Source organism: Hassallia byssoidea VB512170 (genome assembly GCF_000817785.2).
Lineage (GTDB): Bacteria > Cyanobacteriota > Cyanobacteriia > Cyanobacteriales > Nostocaceae > Hassallia > Hassallia carrinoi.
Genome location: NZ_JTCM02000002.1, coordinates 105,684 through 122,056, shown reverse-complemented (window position 1 = coordinate 122,056; position 16,373 = coordinate 105,684). Strand labels below are relative to the sequence as shown.

Below are 16,373 nucleotides of genomic sequence, written 5' to 3'. Positions count from 1 at the left end.
GTTACGCTTCGCTAACACACCCGACGTGTATTTCAAAAATCTGGTTTATCTCCATAAAGCAAGTTCATAAAAGTATCAAATTAAGACTAAAATTATATCTTACGTAAGTACTCTTTTAATAATCTTGTCGCACCCCACCTCGCACAGGCTTAATTTCCGAAGGGTCAGAGAATGGATCGGTGCCACCACTCCAGTTAAAGTCGCTAATTCTAAAGCTGATTCCACCTAATTCCAACACTGGGTTATAACGCAAAGTGATTCCGTAGGTGCGGCGATTATATTCCACGATGTAGTCTGTGGTACTGCGTTCGCCTGTGTCTAAGTTGATTGAGGTTTGAAAGCCAAGGCTAAATGGTCCGTAGATTTGCTGAGAAATTCCCGCATTAAGTACTCTGTTATCAACAGCGCGATCAAACAAAAATGGCGATGCTCCGCTAAATATACCTTGGGAATAACTGACATTAAAAGCAGTATAATCAAAGGCGGGTCGGGAGAAATGACCAAACTGTCCGCGCAAGCCAACTGTGGCAATCAAGGTGCTTTGATTATCACCGCTGCTGTAATAACTAGTTGTGCCGGTTACGTCCCCAAATGCTTGAACGTAGGGAACTATCGGGTTTGGAGTGTAACGCAATCCTTCTGTGGGGGTGGGTGGTAATCCTTTACCTTGCCAGAGTGTAATCCCACCATCAACGGTAGCGCTACCTTGGATGCGTCCTAAAGAGATGCGGTTATTGTCTCGCGGTGTTTCGAGTAAGTCAAGCCGATCGCTATTCGCGTTAATATATTGAGCGCCACCTTGATATCTTAAGTTAAAACCAGTTGTACCTAAAGGAATTCTCGGAGAAGTAACAACTGCACCAAGGCTACTTTGAACGGTTTGAAAACCAAGGGTACCGTTGTAAAGGCGATCGCGATAGCTGTATTCTAAATTCAATATATGAGGATTTTGATCGCCTAATTCTTGCCGCAATCGCAAACTCGCCCGCAAATTGTCTTCCACTGTCCCCAAATCCAAGCTGGTTAATATCCCAGAACCCTCAACTGTAGTCTTCGGGCTTAAAGTCGCATTCAATCTTGTTTTCAAACCAAACAGCGCAGCAAAGCTATCAGTACCACCTATAGCTTTTTGCGCGAAAAACTGCGGTGTGACGCTAAAACGTACCCCTTCTGTGTTAAAGGGTTGGAAAGAACGCTCAATAAACACACCACCGCGTTGATTACCATCAAAGCCGACAGAGACAATTGCCGGAGTTACATCACGTTCTCGACGGTCGATTGTCTGCCGATCTACGGGGATGGGTAATGTTGTCCTTTGATCTAATACTAAACGCTGTCGCTCTGTTTTAATGCTGTCTACTAACGGTGACTCTCGCGTTAAAGTGACTTTATCGGCGCGTAACTCTAGTTCTGGGGGCGAAAATGGATCGTTGGTGAAGCGGACATTTCTCGCTTGCCAGCCTCGCGGATAAAAATCAACTCGTTCTGCTTGAAAGCGCACTCGCTTGACTACACCTCCCTGGGGTGGTCCGGGGAGGTTTCTTGCATCTGCCCTTCCACCTAAGTTGAAGTTAACCCCACCGGGACTATTAACACCTGTAGTCGGCTGATTTGCGCGAATGCGATCGCTTGGCGGACGCGCTGTTACTACTCCACTTACTCCGGTATCAACAGAGTTAAAGGCTAAATCACTACCCGCTGTGGGGATGTAAACTTCTCCCCTACCATTTTCTAATTGCCCGCTATCTTGAACAAAGTTATAAGTAAAGCGTTCTCCGCGCAGTACTTGATCGCCTCGTGTCAATGCGACATTTCCATCGCCTACGGCAATCAAGTTGTCTAAATTGACTTGCAAGCGATCGGCATCTACCACCGCCCCATCAAATCGTACCACCACATTACCCACTGCCGTGACAATCCGCCGTTGCTGGTCGTACTCCTGCCTATCTGAAGTGACTTCCACAATTCTTTCTCGTGTTGGCGTTGTACTTGCTGGCGGAGTTGTTTGAGATGGCTGACTTTCTTGCTGAGTAGTTGCTGGCGGAGTTGTCTGAGGTTGACTTTCTTGCTGATTTGTGCTGTCTGTTGGTGTCGGGGCAGATTGTTGCGGGGAATCAGGTTGGGGAATTGTGATTTGGCTTGTCTGGCTGCGAGACTTGAATTCTATAACATTTTCTACTCTTTGTGTACTCGCTGGATCGGGATTAGTATAAGTAATATTTTGTATCGGTTCGCTACTTTGAGCCTCTTGGGGTGTCTGAGAAGGCGCATTTTGGGCAATAGTCTGACTTTGCCGTTTTGAAGAAGCTAATTTTTCTTGTAGTATTTGCCCTTTTTGGGATATCTTGCTTTGTGACGCGACATTTGCATCCGGCTGCACCGGATAACTAATTCCCATCGACTCTCCCAAAGCAGCGGCACTCTTAACGGCGGTGAGGGGAGAAAATTCCGGTGGGAAACTTTCTGGCTGACTGAGTGCGGCTTGGGTCTGGGGAACTGCTAAATCTTGCCGAGTAGCGTTTTGTGGAGTTGGCGATACAGAATCTGATTGCCTATGTGGCTGATTTTGTTGCGCTTTCGCCTCAAGTTCGGCAATTGAATGAAACTTGGTATCACTACCAGTCAAAATCGGATTTGCAGGTTGTAAAGGTTCGACAATCGAAGGTGGTGCGGGCGGCAGAACTGGGTGAAGCATATTCGCAAAATCAACCTAACAAATAGCCAATTGAAAGCCGGAAGGACTAATTACACCTAACTGCCTTCCGACTTTAGCCTTCAGCCTAGCCTGCGGCAAGCCGCTTGGAAAGGACACTCAAAGAAGCATGTGGTATTTTCCACGCTCTTCTCAAGTGTCCGTGGCATTTACATTCGCATGAACGGCAATTTTTGGATCGGGTCGTGATTTTACTCTGAATCCCGACGTCCGGGGTTACGAGCTGGATCGTTCGACAAAAATCCAAAGACGAAGAGCAAAATGAAGAAGGCTACAACAACATAAACAACAATTTTTAAAGTAACCATTGACGAAAACTCCAAGGGTATGAAATAGAAGCTTGCTTTTTTGTATCCGTGATGCAGAAAAGATAGCTTTTATATATTACCCAAATCTCGCCCCTTTTTTGGAAGGTACTGAGTCCATCCATCCAAAGTCCAAAGGAAGGTTTACGCTAATTTCTCAAACGATGCTTTGTAGGATGTGCTGTGGGTGCGTGTGATTTGTAGATGCGATGCTTGCTTTTCAATAAGAATCTGAAGTAATTACACTCTTCTGATGACGTGAACTTGAAGCTGAGGTTTCCGAGTCAAGAAATAAAAAAGTTTGTAGTCAGGGCTTCAGCCCTTGAACTTGAGCGATAAATCGCTCACTACGAATTAATCAGAAGCGTAATGTCAGGAAAGTGGCAAATTGTATATCACCCGATCGGGTGATCCAGTAGCATGATGCCTTGCGCGGTCTACACATTATAAATTTTTAAGGAACAATACAGCAACTTTGTTGGCGGCATCAGCGCCGAACTAAACGAAAAAAGCAAAGAATTGCTTAATCCCCGAAATTGGTAAAAAATATGGTTCTCATTCGTGACATTGTTCAACAAGCGCTAAATACAGGCTCTTTAAGTATTCCAGCAGATGAGCAGTTGCAGCAGTTACTGCAAACTGAATTTGAGGAAAAAGACATCGATGCTTTGATGCTACTACAAGAAGCTGTGCAATCCGGACGTGTTCGCAAAGAGTACCGCAACCCTTATAGCGATCGCCCGACAAAAAACAAAAACAAACGCGGTATCATCAAGATGAAACTTCTTTGTCCTAGTGCTGTTGGCGTTCTTGTCTTGGGTACTATTGTCTTTGCTCTCCCAAAAGATGCCGAATCAGTACATTTCCCTACGAACAATGCCAATGTTACTCAATTCACTTTAGAATGATGGCAAATTGTCCGGATTGGTGCTTTTTGCCTGACAAAGCTTCAGTACAACTTTTTGAGGGAGTTTGAGAAATTTCAAGCAACGTCTGGGTATTCTCTTCTCTCTCCCTCAAAGAAGACGTAAAGCTTCTGTGGCGTGCATCTGGCAGTATCAACATCAATAATATAAATATTTATAACCTCTTACTTATGTTTAAGTTAATTTATGTATTGAACTACATAAATTATTAAATAATTATATAGTCAACATTAACTGATAAAATCAGAAAAAGCTTTGCAGTCACATTTTCTAATCTAAGTGATAATATTTTTTAAAGCTTAACAAAGTCATCAGAACTTCACAAACAGGGTATAAAGAATTGGAAAGATTGGGCAAACACAGTCAACAATAGCGATAGCTAAACCAGGAGTTTCGCAGTCCTTATGCAACCAATTCGTACATTTAACGTGTCCCCTTCGCTACCGCCCCGACTCGAACCGCTGCGGAAGCTGGCATATAATCTCCACTGGGATTGGAATGTTGAGACAAAAGACTTATTTCGCCGTTTAGACCCGGATTTATGGGAATCTAGCCGCCATAACCCAGTGTTGATGCTCGGTACAATCAGCCAAGGGCGATTAACGGAAGTTGTGGAAGATGAAGGCTTCCTGGCGCAAATGGATCGAGCTGCCCGCCAGTTAGAAGATTATTTACAAGAGCGCACTTGGTACCAGAAACAGCGGAGTAGTCATTCCGACGACAAAGCCAAAGAATGCTACGCTTATTTTTCGGCTGAATTTGGACTGGTGGATTGTTTGCCTGTATATTCTGGAGGCTTGGGAGTTCTCGCAGGCGATCACCTCAAATCTGCCAGCGACTTAGGATTACCGTTAGTAGGTGTGGGCTTACTCTACCAACAAGGTTACTTCGCTCAATATCTGAATGCCGATGGTTGGCAGCAAGAACGCTATCCAATCAACGATTTTTATAACATGACCTTGCACCTAGAGCGCAATCCTGATGGCTCAGAATTGCGAATTGCTGTAGATTACCCAGGACGCAAGGTTTACGCCAGAGTATGGCGCGTACAGGTGGGAACTGTGCCGCTTTACATGATGGATACTAACATCGAACCCAACAATCCTTACGACCACAACATTACAGATCAACTGTATGGTGGCGATATTGACATGCGTATCCACCAGGAAATCATGTTGGGGATCGGCGGCGTGCAGATGTTGAAAGCTCTGGGGTATAATGTCACCGCTTACCATATGAATGAAGGTCATGCGGCTTTTTCTGCCCTAGAACGCATCCGGATGCTGATTCAACAAGAGGGTCTGAGTTACGATACCGCCAAACAGGTGGTGGCTTCAACTAATATCTTCACCACTCACACGCCGGTACCCGCAGGTATTGACTTGTTTCCCCCAGATAAGATGTTGTATTATCTAGGGTATTACGCAGATATCTTTGGCTTGCCGAAAGAGCAATTTATCGGATTGGGGCGTGAGAATACTGGTGATTTATCTGCGCCTTTTAGTATGGCAGTGCTGGCGTTGAAAATGGCAACATTTTCTAACGGTGTAGCGCAACTGCATGGTGTAGTGTCACGGCAAATGTTCCAAGGTTTGTGGCAAAAAGTACCAGTGGAAGAAGTACCGATCGCCGCAATTACAAATGGCGTTCATGCCCGCAGTTGTGTGGCAAAATCAACTCAAGAGTTGTACGATCGCTATCTTGGACCCAATTGGTCATCAGTAGCAGCAGATAGCCCGTTGTGGGAACGCATGGACGCAATTCCAGATGAAGAATTGTGGCGCAATCACGAACGCTGTCGTTTGGATATGGTATTGTATGTGCGCGATCATTTGGTGAAACATTTACGCGATCGCGGTGCTTCTTCTTCTGATATCGCCCAAGCGCAAGAAGTTCTCGATCCAAACGTTTTAACTATCGGTTTCGCTCGTCGCTTTGCAACCTACAAACGCGCTACTTTATGGATGCGCGATATCGAACGCATCAAGCGGATAATGTTGGGTAACAAACACCGCAAGTTACAATTTGTCATCGCCGGCAAAGCGCACCCGAAAGACATCCCCGGTAAAGAATTAATCCGCGAAATCAATCACTTTATCAGCGAACAAAATTTAGAAAAGCAGGTAGTGTTTGTTCCCAATTACGACATTCACATATCTCGATTGATGGTAGCTGGTTGCGATGTCTGGTTAAATACACCGCGTCGTCCGCGAGAAGCTTCAGGAACTAGCGGTATGAAGGCTTCGATGAACGGATTACCGAATTTGAGTGTATTAGATGGTTGGTGGGATGAAGCGGATTATGTCCGTACAGGTTGGGCGATCGGACATGGTGAGAATTATGAAGACCCCAATTACCAGGATGAGGTAGAGGCAAACGCTTTCTACGATTTACTCGAAAAAGAAGTCGTGCCTTTATTTTATGAGCGCGATGCTGATAATTTGCCCCGTCATTGGGTAGCAAAAATGAAAGATGCGATTAAGTTGAATTGTCCGTTCTTTAATACAGCGCGGATGGTGGGAGAATATGCACAAAGAGCTTATTTTCCTGCAAGCGATCGCTACTACACTTTGACTGCCGATAAATATGCACCAGCGAAGGAATTAGCAGCTTGGAAAACCAAACTCAGCCAACACTGGTTCAACATGAAAATCAAAGATGTTGACATCTCTTCTGGTGCAGATATTGAGGTGAACCAAACCGTTGCTGTCAAAGCGAAACTTGATTTGGCAACTCTCAGCCCAGATGATGTGCAAGTCGAGCTGTATCAAGGTACAATCGATGCCGATGGTGAGATTGTTGATGCTGTTCCAGTGGTGATGGATTACGAAGGTAATGATACGCAAGACTTGGGTATTTACACTGGGAATATCATCTACACTGCCTCTGGTTTACAAGGCTTATCCTTGCGCGTGTTGCCAAAACACAAGTACCTTGCTACTCCGTATGAGCCAAGATTGATTCTTTGGGCACAGTAAGAGAGGGAGTAGGGAGTAGGGAGTAGGGAGTAGGGAGTAGGGAGTAGGGAGTAGGGAGTAGGGAATTTTCTTACATTCCCCACTCACCACTCACCACTCCCCACTCCCCATTTCTGGGGGATGACAATGTAACCGGTAGTGCGATCGCCTAATACTAGGTTGCGTTGTTCTCCCCAATACCACCAGTGTGCAGCTACATAAGCGCAGATGAGGCTATCTAATTTATCTTCTACTGCTTTGAGTGCTGCACCTGTGGTGGGGATTTCTAGAGGAAAGGAACCGCAGAGGCGCAGAGAAGAGGACACTTCCGTGCGGGGGTGGAGGAGTGAGGAACGTGTCCGTCGCAGAGGAGGATCAAGAGAGGGTAGGATATGAAGGATGTAATTGTGGAGTTTGAGAAGTTCTAAACGGCGATCGCTTAATCGTCCTTTTTTGTATTTGAGGATGCGTTGTAAGTTGAAGAGATGGACGATTGCGGGATGGGGAAAGACTTCTATTTGATATCTACCGAGTTTTTGCGGTTCGATGGTTGGTGCGTGTGTGAAACCACGCGATTCTAGTTGTAAACCGAAGTTGATGGTGCGATCGGCAAAGGGTAAATTTAGGTTTGCTGGGTAGCATCCAGCGTGATATTTGCCAAAGTGTTTGTGACTGAGTTTATCTGGTAAGCGACTCCCGGTAGCGTTGGGGATGAGGGTAGGTGCGTCTACGGCAATAATTGCGCTTTCGTCTGGTTGTACGTGAGTATCAATCCAGGTGAGGATGTCTGCAATCAAATTTTGGCGATCTAAGTCGAGTAGTTCAAGTTGATTATCTGTCCATTGTAAGCAGCATAGTCCGCTTGGTTGCGATTTCCAGCCGAAATCAATACCGATAAATTTCATTATCTACCTAATTTCCAGATTATAATTTAGAGATGAATTGATAAGTTAATCAAGAAGCTATCCAGAGGGCAATTTAGTTGTTTAAGAGGATTTGAAAAAATAATTGAATGCGTGTTATTAGCAAAAGGACACTGAGACAATTTTGGGAGAAACATCCTAATGCCCAACCTGGACTTTTACTATGGTATCAGCGCATCGGTGATTTAGAGTTTCAAAACTTGAATGACTTACGTCAAGTCTTTCCCTCAGCAGATTTAGTTAGCAACTTCATCGTTTTTAATATTAGTGGTAATAATTATCGACTCATTACATACATAGATTATGAATTCCAAATAACATTTGTACGCGCTGTACTGACACATGCCGAATATGACAAGGAGAACTGGAAAAATGACAAGTGGTTTGAAAACTCCTAGTAGTTATTATATCGAGCTAATTACCACCTTTGCGCCGCGTCCGATTACGAATGAGGCTGAGTTAATCGCTACCCAAAATCGAATTAATTCTATCTTAGATAAGGGAAACCTTACACAAGATGATAAAGATTATCTGAAGGTGCTTGGAACTCTGGTTTATGATTATGAAGAAAAACACGAACCAATGCCGATTTTGAAGGGAGTTGCACTACTCAAAGCCTTGTTAGAAGAATCTAATCTTCAACCAAAAGATTTAATTTTTATATGCAAAAGTGAATCTAATATTTTAGATATACTGAATGGCAAAGCTAAACTCACTCTTCATCAAATCAAAGAATTAGCTGCTTTTTTCCAGATATCACCTACATACTTTGTAGAGGAAAATTAAAGCAAGGGTGGAATGCGATCGCGCTTATTTAGCTTGGATATCAGTCAGAAATTTACGAGCGCACTGAATTAATTATTGACGCTTACTTCTCAGCTACAAAGCTGCATTGGCTGTTAGACCATACACCAGATTTTGACATCAACAATGTTTGAGCAGGCATAATTGATACTTGAATCCTATGAAAGCTGTATTAGAAGCGATCGCTTATCAAGTAAAAGAAGTAGTAATTGCAATTAATGCATCTTCTAATGCTGTTATAGAAGAGTTAGCTGTAGATGGTGGGATGAGCGAAAACAATTTTTTCAGTGCTAAATTAATTAGCGATTCTAGAGAGTGATATGATGAAGTAACTTACGCAATTTATGGCTTACTTAGGATCTAAATGAATTTGATAGGCTCTACAATTCAAGGAAGGTAATAGAAGCAACTAACACGCGGATGAAGCGATGCTTGACTTAAGCAAAATCCAATCGATAGCGAAGTCTTATTCTCCTCAAGAACTCTTTGCTGCTTTGGTTTGGCAGCGTCAATTTAATCAGTTCGATGGTCAAGAGGTAATTACTGACCTTTCTGGACGCACGGATTTATGGGCAAGCTTTCTGTTCACAAAACCAATCTTTGCACCAGATGAAAATGGTTTAAGCTTTGGTGGTATGATCGATACCCTCTTGGCAATGGCAAACTATCGTCCCATGCCTGAGACTAGCATCATCCATTTTGTTGCTTATCCTGGGGATGCGTTATACATCCTTACCGAGAACCAAGATACAAAGGTATCTCAGCTTTTAGACTTAGGTAAAAAGTGGCGTGCTGATTCAGTAGAAATAATTGATGGTACGAATGAGGACTACAGTTTTCGGCTGAAGCGCCGACTGAGAACTCGATATTCGGGGGCGTTATGGGATAATGATGTTGAACACCGTGATGCAGTCATTGTTTGTTATTGGTGGGATTGAATACAGAATTGGTGTTAAGTAGGTCAGCCCAAATATTTATACATTGCGACAATCCCAAATTATTGCGTTTAATTTTGCACAACCACTTACCCTGCGTCTACAAATTAGCAAATCTATCTGTTGCCTCAATTAAAGCACTCTTAATTCCAGCTTCACTCATCGAATGTCCCGCATCAGGAACAACAATAAATTCAGCTTCCTGCCAAGCAAGATGTAATTCCCAAGCTGATATCATCGGACAAACTACATCATATCTTCCTTGCACAATTACCGCAGGAATGTTGCGAATGCGGTCAACATTTACAAGTAATTGATTTTCGCTTTCCAAAAATCCCTTATTTATGAAATAATGACATTCAATTCTGGCAAATGCATCGGCAAATTCACTTTCACCAAATATTTGCATTAGCTGTTGATCTAAAAATAGTCTACTTGTGCTAGCTTCCCAAATTGACCAAGCACGCGCTGCTTCTAACCTGATTTGTAAGTCGGGACTTGTCAAGCGTTTGTAATAAGCTGTAAGCATATCGTCACGTTCAGCCAAAGGAATCGGTTTTAAATATTCCTCCCAAGCATCAGGAAAAATGTAGCTAGCACCTTCTTGATAAAACCAGCGCAATTCTTTTTGACGCAGCATAAAAATACCGCGTAAAATTAAACCTTTGCAACGTTCCGGATAAGTTTGACTGTAAGCTAATGACAGGGTACTCCCCCAACTACCACCAAAAACAACCCACTTTTCTATTCCTAAATGTTCTCGAAGTTTTTCAATATCATCTACTAAATCCCAAGTTGTATTTTCTCGCAATTCTGCATGAGGTGTGCTTTGACCGCAACCGCGTTGGTCAAACATTATCAAACGCCATTTTTCAGGATGAAAATATTGTCGATAAAAAGCTGGACATCCACCACCGGGTCCACCATGTAGTAAAACTATTGGCTTTCCTTGCGGGTTTCCTGATTCTTCAAAATGAATTGCGTGCAAGTCGGAAACTTGTAGTTTACCTTGTTTATAAGGTTTTATAGGTGGGTAAAGTTCGCGCATTTTGATATTATAAGTAGATAGGCATTGTTATGAGCGGTAAACCGCTCACTACAATAAAATTAAGAATTTAAAATGGTGCGTTAACTCAGTGTAACGCACCCTATAAAAAGATTTCAAATTTAACTTACAGTCATTAACTGATTATTTGTTTGTTGCTTTGCTTGTTTTATGGCTGCGAGTTTTTCTTGAAGTTGCGATCTTACTTGATAGCGGTAGCTGAAGAAATGTTCGCCAACGCCACATGTGGTTAAATAATCGTATACTAAACGAGGTTTATTAAGAGCGATCGCCAAGAATTGCCACCAAAATCTAAATCTGGTTGAACGTACTATACCTTGTCGCCAACAAATTGCTGCAAATAAACGAATTTCATGCCAAGTAATCGGACGGTTGGTTTTACCCCGCCATCCATTCATCATCATAAAGTGGTAGAATGTACGCTTCAAATAAGGCATTGGTTCATAGATATTCCAAAAGGCATCTATGTATTCTTCAGTAATTTCCTCCACCGCACGAGTTGGAACAAAGTTCATCACCGCACCTTGGTGAATCGTTCCCAAATCATCCAGCAGTCGTTGTTCCTGCTTTAGACGAGTCCACATGGCAGTATTTTGCAATGCTTGCAATAAGCTCAACATGCCTTGGGGAATACCCGTTTCTTCGATAAAATCCTGAATTCGCTTACCTGCTTGCGGACGTTCATTATCAAAGCCCATAATAAACCCAGACATAATCTGCAATCCTGCCCGTGTAATTTTATGGCAAGATTCAATTAAGTCTTGGCGTGTATTCTGGACTTTGTGAATTCCTAAAAGGCTATCTGTATCTGGTGTTTCAATGCCCATGAAAATCATTGTAAAACCAGCTTTCACCATCAATTCAATTAATTCGTCATCCTCTGCCAAATTAAGTGAAGCTTCTGTCAGCAAAATGAAGGGATAATTGCGTTCTTCCATCCAAGGAATGAGCGCTTGTAAAAATATTTTCGCATTGCGTTTGTTGCCAATAAAATTATCATCCACAACAAATACATATCGACGCCATCCCAAATCGTAAAGAACTTGCAATTCCTTAAGCATTTGCTCTGGTGTCTTTGTGCGGGGTTTGCGTCCATACAAATTGATGATGTCGCAAAACTCACATTGAAACGGACATCCGCGAGAAAATTGTACCGTAATTGCTAAGTAAGCATCCAAATCTAATAAATCATACCGCGCAATCGGAGTTTGGGTGACATCCGGTTTTTCTGTAGCCCGGAAAATGCCTTTTTCTTCTCCTCGTGCCAAAGCTTCTAAAAACATGGGGATGGTGCATTCTCCCTCATCTAAAATGAGATAATGCGCTCCCGCTTCTAAGGGAAACTCAGGTACTGATGTTGCAAAAGGACCACCGACTGCAACCTTTTTACCTAACGTTACCCCTTTTTGAATTAATTCTCGAAAATCCTCTTTTTGGATAATCATTGCAGAGATGATTACAATATCGCACCAAGCCCAATCTTCATCTGTCTCATGGCGGATATTGCGATCGCACAATCTAATTTCCCAGTCAGTTGGCAACATTGCCGCTACTGTAATTAAACCCAACGGCGGATTTGTGGAGCGTAAACCTGCCAGATCAAGCGTTTCCTGGTAAGACCAAAAGGAATTAGGCATTATGGGCCAGAGTAGTAAAGCTTTCATGAGCAAATACCCCGGAATTAAAATTGATTTATTACCACATTACTGCTACTTTCTCTAACTAAAGCTTACGTTTTATCGATTTTTGTAACCGTAAATACATATTTTGGGAGATGGGGGAGGGGGGGAGTGGGGGAGTGGGGGAGTGGGGGAGTGGGGAATCAACTACCAACCACTAACAACTAACAACTAACCACTAACAACTAACAACTAACCACTAACAACTAACAACTAACAAACTTCAGAAAATGTCAAAATGAAATGAGTTTTGCGATCGCCTTCGGCGGGCGCTTTGCGCCATCGCACATTTACTATAGTGCTTTCTTTGAGGTAAATAAGTTTAAATTTATGGGCAAGCAGCGCGTTCTGTCGGGAGTTCAACCAACTGGCAATTATCATCTCGGTAACTACTTGGGAGCGATTCGCAACTGGGTAGAAGGACAGAGCGAGTATGAAAATTATCTCTTTGTGGCTGATTTACATGCGATAACTGTACCGCATAATCCAGCGACACTGGCAGCTGATACTTACACCCTCGTGGCTCTTTATCTAGCTTGTGGTCTGGATTTAGAATATTCGACAATCTTTGTTCAATCTCACGTCTCGGCTCACAGTGAGCTTGCTTGGCTGCTAAATTGCATCACACCGATGAACTGGTTGGAAGATATGATCCAGTTTAAGGAAAAAGCTGTCAAACAAGGCGAAAATGTCAATGTCGGTTTGCTGGACTATCCGGTGCTAATGGCAGCAGATATTTTGCTTTACCAAGCTGATAAAGTGCCGGTGGGTGAAGACCAAAAGCAACACTTGGAATTGACGCGGGATATTGCCAATCGATTTAATCATCAATTTGCCAAGCCCGATCAGCCTGTGTTAAAATTACCAGACCCTTTAATCCGCAAAGAGGGCGCAAGGGTAATGAGTTTGACGGATGGAACTAAGAAAATGTCGAAATCCGATCCGTCAGATTTGAGTAGAATCAATTTGCTAGATCCACCAGATTTAATCACCAAAAAGATTAAGAAGTGTAAAACCGATTTGGTTCGCGGTCTAACTTTTGACGATCCAGAGCGTCCGGAATGTCACAATTTATTAACGCTGTATATGCTGCTTTCTGGTAAAACAAAGGAAGAAGTGACCGCTGAGTGTCAAGATATGGGTTGGGGACAATTTAAGCCATTATTGACAGAAACGACGATTAATGCTTTAAAGCCGATTCAAGATAAATATCAAGCGGTGATGGATGACAAAGGCTATCTAGAGTCAGTTTTGCGCTCTGGACGAGAAAAAGCTGGGGCGATCGCACTTTCTACGCTTACACAAGTAAAAGTCGCTTTGGGTTATTCTCTACCTTGATGAGGTTTCGCTTTTTTCTGCGCTGTGGTATAGGTGTACTTAGAGTACATTCATACCATAGTTATGCTTGATACGTCAAAAGCAGCATTAACTTGCTTTCGCCAAGCAGCAAAAGCAGGTGATTTCTTGATAACAGCCGAGGTTACTCCTCCAAAGGGGGGTAATCCAGCGCACATGGTCAGTATGGCGGCGACTCTTAAGGGGAGGGTTCATGCCGTCAATATTACTGATGGTAGCAGAGCAGTTCTGCGGATGTCTTCGTTAGTAGCTTCGGCGATTTTGTTACAAAATGGCATAGAGCCGATTTGTCAGTTAGCTTGTCGCGATCGCAATCGCATTAGTTTGCAAGCTGACTTAATGGGCGCTCATGCTTTGGGGATATATAACATTTTAGCTTTGACTGGCGACCCGGTGAAAGCAGGCGATCACACCGATGCTAAAGGTGTATTTGATTTAGAAGCAGTCCGCTTGCTGCAAGTCATCCAAAAGCTAAATCACGGCTTTGATTGCAACGAGAAACCCTTGACTGACGGATCTACAGATTTATTTGCTGGTGCAGCAGTCGATCCGCAATGTGCGAGTTGGTCGGGTTTGCAAAGTCGATTTGAGCGCAAGTTGCAAGCAGGAGCGCAATTTTTTCAAAGTCAGTTAATTACCGATTTTGAGCGGCTAGAAAAGTTCATGGACAAAATCGCCGCAGGCTGTGACAAACCGATTTTAGCAGGGATTTTCTTGTTAAAGTCGGCGAAAAATGCCCAATTTATTAATAGGTGCGTTCCGGGTGTGAATATTCCCGACCATATTATTGATAGATTAGCGCAAGCAAAAGACCCGCTGGAAGAAGGGGTGAAAATTGCTGCCGAACAAGTGCAAATTGCGCGTCAATTGTGTCAAGGTGTGCATATGATGGCGGTGAAGCGTGAAGACTTGATTGTGCCAATTTTGGATATGGCTGGAGTGGCGCCAGTTAAACAGTTGGTGACTGTTTAAACGGGTCTTCCTTCTTTTTGACCGAAGCAGCTGGTTTAAACCAGCTGCTTTTGTGTTTAGGGGTGCGGGGAAGACGATCAATTTATGTTAATTTTGGATATTTTTTGAATTGGAAGTCGCTAAATACTATTTGGATCAATACCTAATTCTTGCAGTTTTGCCGCCAAGCGATCGCTGCGTTGTTTCTCTTGTTCAGCGCGTTGTTTCTCTTGTTCAGCGCGTTGCTTTTCTTGTTCAGCGCGTTGCGTCTCCTGTTGTGCTACCTCTTCTGGGGTTGGAACTAGTTCTCCTTCATTCGTAAAAAAACGTAACTTGTCTTGATAAATCCCCAAATATAACTCTAACTGTTGGCTCCACAACCAGCCTTGAGCATTAAGTTCCAATGGTTGATACTTACCAGCCACCAAGACAAACCCAGCAAATTCTAAATTATTCGTGTCAAACCAGAAGTATTCTGGTGTGCGAAAGGTGTTTTGGTAAATCTCTTTTTTCAAGCCTTTGTCTGTTGCTGCTGTAGAATTTGATAGCAGTTCGACAATTACGTTGGGATAGTTGCCTCCTTCTTGCCAGACAACCCAACTTTTACGGGCTTTGCGTTCAGTCCCCAACACGACAAAAAAATCTGGACCTCGAAAATCTTCTGACTTGCGCTGGCGGGGGCTGTAGTAAATTGTAATATTACCGGATGCATAAAAATCATTACGACTGCGCCACAACCACTCAAGGCATTGGATTAACAGCGTCATTTGTAGCCGATGTAAATCACTTTCCAAAGGCGGTTCGTCACTATATAAATCCCCTGGGGGAAATATAACATCTTCTGGGGTTGCTAAATCTTGGGCGACAGACATGGCTACAAGTGACAAGAGTGCTATAAGTTTAGCGTTTTCTGTGAGGAGCGATCGCATTCTTTATTTCTTCCCTTTCATTGCTAAACTAAAAAACAACCCTTACTCCTGCAAAGGTAGTCTTATGACCTCTGCAACTGACCCATCCACTGCGCTCACTCCTTTCCCCGACCATACGCAGCTACCAGAGTCTAATGGCACGTTTGTGAAAAATTGGCAAGAGCATCCCCAAAGCATTTTACTGACTGACTCGATTACACCCGTCCTCAAACAATTACATCCTGAAGGTCAATATTGTATAGGTCAGGACTTAGGTATTTACTGGCGTTTGACAGACCCCCCAGAAAAAGGCGCAGAAGCACCTGATTGGTTTTATGTCGGAAATGTACCGCCCTTGCTCGATGGACTAACGCGGAGGTCTTATGTACTGTGGCGAGAGCATATTGCCCCATCAATTGCATTAGAATTTGTCTCTGGGGATGGTAGCGAAGAACGAGACAAAACCCCTTGGACGGGTAAATTCTGGATTTATGAGCAAGTAATTCATCCGGCTTTTTACGGCATTTATGAAGTGAAGAAAGCCAGTGTAGAAGTTTATAAATTAATTGGTGGACAATATCAGTTATTAACAGCAAATGAACGGGGACATTATCCTATTGCTCCCTTGGGAGTTGAGTTAGGTATTTGGCAGGGAGAATATCAAAATGCAGAATTACCCTGGTTGCGTTGGTGGGATTTGCAAGGTAATTTGTTGTTAAGTGGCGAGGAAAGAGCTGAACAGGAAAGCCAAAGAGCTGAACAGGAATCCCAACGGGCTGAACAGGAAAGACAAAGAGCCGATCGCCTAACTGCCCAATTGCGATCGCTCGGTATTGAACCAGAAACCTAA

Annotated in this window: 14 protein-coding genes and 1 pseudogene; 9 read left to right on the top strand and 6 right to left on the bottom strand. The window is 43.2% G+C overall.

The genetic code is table 11. The annotated features are described in order from the left end of the window. Positions 1-115: 115 nt before the first annotated feature. Together PI95_RS01685 and PI95_RS01680 are read right to left on the bottom strand one after the other, a co-directional pair. Complete coding sequence (locus PI95_RS01685; protein ID WP_039748617.1) at positions 116-2,695, bottom strand: DUF3769 domain-containing protein; 2,580 nt, start codon at positions 2,693-2,695, stop codon at positions 116-118. Positions 2,696-2,904: 209 nt separating this feature from the next. Further along, positions 2,905-3,021: a photosystem II reaction center protein I gene (locus PI95_RS01680; RefSeq protein WP_089125560.1), complete on the bottom strand. Its 117-nt coding sequence runs from the start codon at positions 3,019-3,021 to the stop codon at positions 2,905-2,907. Between the two features lie 545 nt (positions 3,022-3,566). On the opposite strand from PI95_RS01680, the gene PI95_RS01675 reads away from it, so the two are divergent. Together PI95_RS01675 and glgP are read left to right on the top strand one after the other, a co-directional pair. Continuing rightward, a complete protein-coding gene (locus tag PI95_RS01675; RefSeq protein ID WP_039748618.1) occupies positions 3,567-3,926 on the top strand; it encodes a hypothetical protein in 360 nt (119 codons plus the stop codon). A 422-nt stretch (positions 3,927-4,348) separates the two neighbouring features. Further along, a complete protein-coding gene (gene glgP, locus PI95_RS01670) occupies positions 4,349-6,922 on the top strand; it encodes an alpha-glucan family phosphorylase (protein ID WP_039748619.1) in 2,574 nt (857 codons plus the stop codon). A gap of 83 nt (positions 6,923-7,005) precedes the next feature. On the opposite strand, the gene PI95_RS01665 is transcribed toward glgP, so the two are convergent. Next, positions 7,006-7,806 (bottom strand): DUF429 domain-containing protein, encoded by an 801-nt coding sequence (locus PI95_RS01665; RefSeq protein WP_039748620.1) that lies wholly within the window; start codon positions 7,804-7,806, stop codon positions 7,006-7,008. A 107-nt stretch (positions 7,807-7,913) separates the two neighbouring features. On the opposite strand from PI95_RS01665, the gene PI95_RS01660 reads away from it, so the two are divergent. The 4 genes and pseudogenes from PI95_RS01660 to PI95_RS01640 all read left to right on the top strand — a co-directional run bounded on the left by PI95_RS01660 (position 7,914) and on the right by PI95_RS01640 (position 9,566). Next, positions 7,914-8,222, top strand: a complete 309-nt coding sequence (locus PI95_RS01660; RefSeq protein WP_039748622.1) for a type II toxin-antitoxin system HigB family toxin — start codon at positions 7,914-7,916, stop codon at positions 8,220-8,222. Continuing rightward, entirely contained in the window at positions 8,197-8,610 is a 414-nt protein-coding gene (locus tag PI95_RS01655) for a helix-turn-helix domain-containing protein (RefSeq protein ID WP_039748623.1), read from the top strand. Before PI95_RS01660 ends, PI95_RS01655 begins: the two co-directional genes overlap by 26 nt. A 178-nt stretch (positions 8,611-8,788) precedes the next feature. Continuing rightward, a pseudogene (locus tag PI95_RS01645) lies at positions 8,789-8,911 on the top strand (FGGY-family carbohydrate kinase); the annotation flags it as partial. A gap of 145 nt (positions 8,912-9,056) precedes the next feature. Then, positions 9,057-9,566: a hypothetical protein gene (locus tag PI95_RS01640; protein WP_039748624.1), complete on the top strand. Its 510-nt coding sequence runs from the start codon at positions 9,057-9,059 to the stop codon at positions 9,564-9,566. Between the two features lie 97 nt (positions 9,567-9,663). Here the strand turns inward: PI95_RS01640 and pip are convergent, their stop codons facing one another. Next, a complete protein-coding gene (pip, locus tag PI95_RS01635) occupies positions 9,664-10,611 on the bottom strand; it encodes a prolyl aminopeptidase (protein WP_039748625.1) in 948 nt (315 codons plus the stop codon). A 119-nt stretch (positions 10,612-10,730) separates the two neighbouring features. Next, the gene (locus tag PI95_RS01630) at positions 10,731-12,293 is read right to left on the bottom strand and encodes a B12-binding domain-containing radical SAM protein (protein WP_039748626.1); all 1,563 of its coding nucleotides are present in this window, start codon (positions 12,291-12,293) and stop codon (positions 10,731-10,733) included. 345 nt (positions 12,294-12,638) lie between these two features. Here PI95_RS01630 and trpS point away from each other — a divergent pair, with 345 nt between their 5' ends. Both trpS and PI95_RS01620 read left to right on the top strand, forming a co-directional pair. Then, positions 12,639-13,646, top strand: coding sequence for a tryptophan--tRNA ligase (gene trpS / locus PI95_RS01625; RefSeq protein ID WP_039749052.1), 1,008 nt, complete (start codon positions 12,639-12,641; stop codon positions 13,644-13,646). A 63-nt stretch (positions 13,647-13,709) separates the two neighbouring features. Further along, positions 13,710-14,636 carry a methylenetetrahydrofolate reductase gene (locus tag PI95_RS01620; protein ID WP_039748628.1) on the top strand — a complete coding sequence of 309 codons (927 nt, stop codon included), beginning with the start codon at positions 13,710-13,712 and terminating at the stop codon, positions 14,634-14,636. Positions 14,637-14,755: 119 nt separating this feature from the next. Here the strand turns inward: PI95_RS01620 and PI95_RS01615 are convergent, their stop codons facing one another. Then, positions 14,756-15,487, bottom strand: a complete 732-nt coding sequence (locus tag PI95_RS01615) for a Uma2 family endonuclease (protein ID WP_039748629.1) — start codon at positions 15,485-15,487, stop codon at positions 14,756-14,758. A gap of 121 nt (positions 15,488-15,608) precedes the next feature. Here PI95_RS01615 and PI95_RS01610 point away from each other — a divergent pair, with 121 nt between their 5' ends. After that, positions 15,609-16,373: a Uma2 family endonuclease gene (locus tag PI95_RS01610; RefSeq protein WP_039748631.1), complete on the top strand. Its 765-nt coding sequence runs from the start codon at positions 15,609-15,611 to the stop codon at positions 16,371-16,373.